Below are 1950 nucleotides of genomic sequence, written 5' to 3'. Positions count from 1 at the left end.
CAAAAATTAGGTTGAAATTATACAAAAAAACTACTATAATTACCTTAAATGAATAATTTATTTTAAATTATGCAGTATTAAAACTTTTTAAATTATAGATAATAAATTTATGAGGAGGGAATTAAGGATGGATATGATACTTAAATTAGTAGATACGACTAATACATTTTTATGGTCTTATGTATTAATAGTAATGTTAATAGCATTAGGGCTTTACTTTACATTTAGAACAAAATTTGTTCAATTTAGATATTTTAAAGAAATGTTTAGATTATTAGGTGATGGAGCATCTAAGGGTGCTAAAAAAGATGGAAAGGTTTCATCTTTTCAAGCATTCTGTATAAGTACATCATCAAGAGTTGGAACAGGAAACATAGCAGGAATTGCAATAGCAATTATAGCAGGTGGACCTGGTGCTATATTTTGGATGTGGCTTATAGCCTTAATTGGTTCAGCATCAAGTTTTGTTGAAAGTACATTAGCTCAAATATATAAAGTAAAAGATGGAGACTCATTTAGAGGTGGACCAGCTTATTATATAAAACAAGGATTAAATAATAAATGGTTAGGTGCAACTTTTGCAATATTAATAACTATATCTTTTGGATTTATATTTAATGCAGTTCAAGCTAATACTATAGCTACATCATTTAATAGTGCATTTGGAGCAGATAAGCTAATAATAGGATTAGTACTTTGTGTTTTAACATCACTTATTATATTTGGTGGAGTGCATAGAATTGCTAAGGTTTCTGAAACGATAGTTCCTATATTTGCAGGACTTTATATATTAGTTGCATTATTTATAATAGCTACTAACTTAAATCAATTACCAGGAGTATTTAAATTAATATTTGAAAGTGCTTTTGGTATGAGAGAAATAGCTATGGGTACTATGGGTGGTATGATGTTAACGGGTATAAAAAGAGGATTATTCTCTAATGAAGCAGGTATGGGTTCAGCACCTAATGCAGCAGCTACAGCTGATGTAGCTCATCCAGTAGAACAAGGATTAATACAAACTTTAGGAGTATTTACAGATACTATAGTTATATGTAGTTGTACTGCATTTATAATACTTTTATACCCAACATATATGGAAACTGGGCTAACAGGTATAGAGCTTACACAAGCTGCGTTATCATCTCATATAGGACCTATAGGAAATATATTTATAGCAGTTTGTATATTCTTATTTGCATTTAGTTCTATAGTAGGTAACTATTATTATGGACAATCTAATATGGAATTTTTAAACTTAAGTAAAAAAGGATTAAATATATTTAGAATACTTGTTATAGGTATGGTTTTATTTGGTGCACTTGTAAAAGTAGAAATAGTTTGGAATTTAGCTGACGTATTTATGGGACTTATGGCTGTTATAAACTTAATAGCTATAGCATTATTAGGAAAATATGCATTTGCAGCATTAGATGATTATACTAAACAAAAGAAATCAGGAATTAAAAAACCGGTATTCTATGCATCTAGTATAAAAGGACTAGAAAACGTAGAGTGTTGGACAGATGATAATGCTTCAGAAAAAGCAATATAATATAAGAACCTCTCATAGATTATATGAGAGGTTTTATATTTTATAAATATTTTACATAGACTATTTAGGTTATTTGAATATAACCAATATATTTTATTTGGGGGTAAGTTTATGAATTTGCTTAAGAATAGATCTTGGGCTGTGGTAATTATAGATAAAAGTGAAGATTCTAAAGAAGTTAAATTTATAAAGTTATTAAAAAATAATAACTGTAAAGTTGTTGGTATTAATTTTAATAACTATAATTCGGAGGAATTTTCAATATATGAAAGCCTAAAAGATGTGCCACATAATATAGACGTAGTTGCTATATTAAAAGAATCAGTACATAATTATTATATAATAGATGAAATGGAACTTTTAGATATAAAGAATATATATTTTGATAAAGATAG

General features: G+C 27.7%; 2 protein-coding genes. Both read left to right on the top strand.

Features of this window, described 5'->3' with window-relative positions; all coding sequences use genetic code 11:
* The first annotated feature begins 127 nt into the window (after positions 1 to 127).
* Positions 128 to 1555: an alanine/glycine:cation symporter family protein gene (locus tag G3997_RS06695; RefSeq protein ID WP_296644701.1), complete on the top strand. Its 1428-nt coding sequence runs from the start codon at positions 128 to 130 to the stop codon at positions 1553 to 1555.
* 111 nt (positions 1556 to 1666) lie between these two features.
* Positions 1667 to 1950, top strand: a 284-nt coding sequence (locus G3997_RS06690) for a CoA-binding protein (RefSeq protein ID WP_296644699.1), incomplete at its 3' end; no start/stop codon positions are given.

Origin of the sequence: Romboutsia sp. 13368, from assembly GCF_018336475.1 — a bacterium.
Lineage (GTDB): Bacteria > Bacillota > Clostridia > Peptostreptococcales > Peptostreptococcaceae > Romboutsia.
This window is presented reverse-complemented; position numbering and strand designations above follow the sequence as displayed.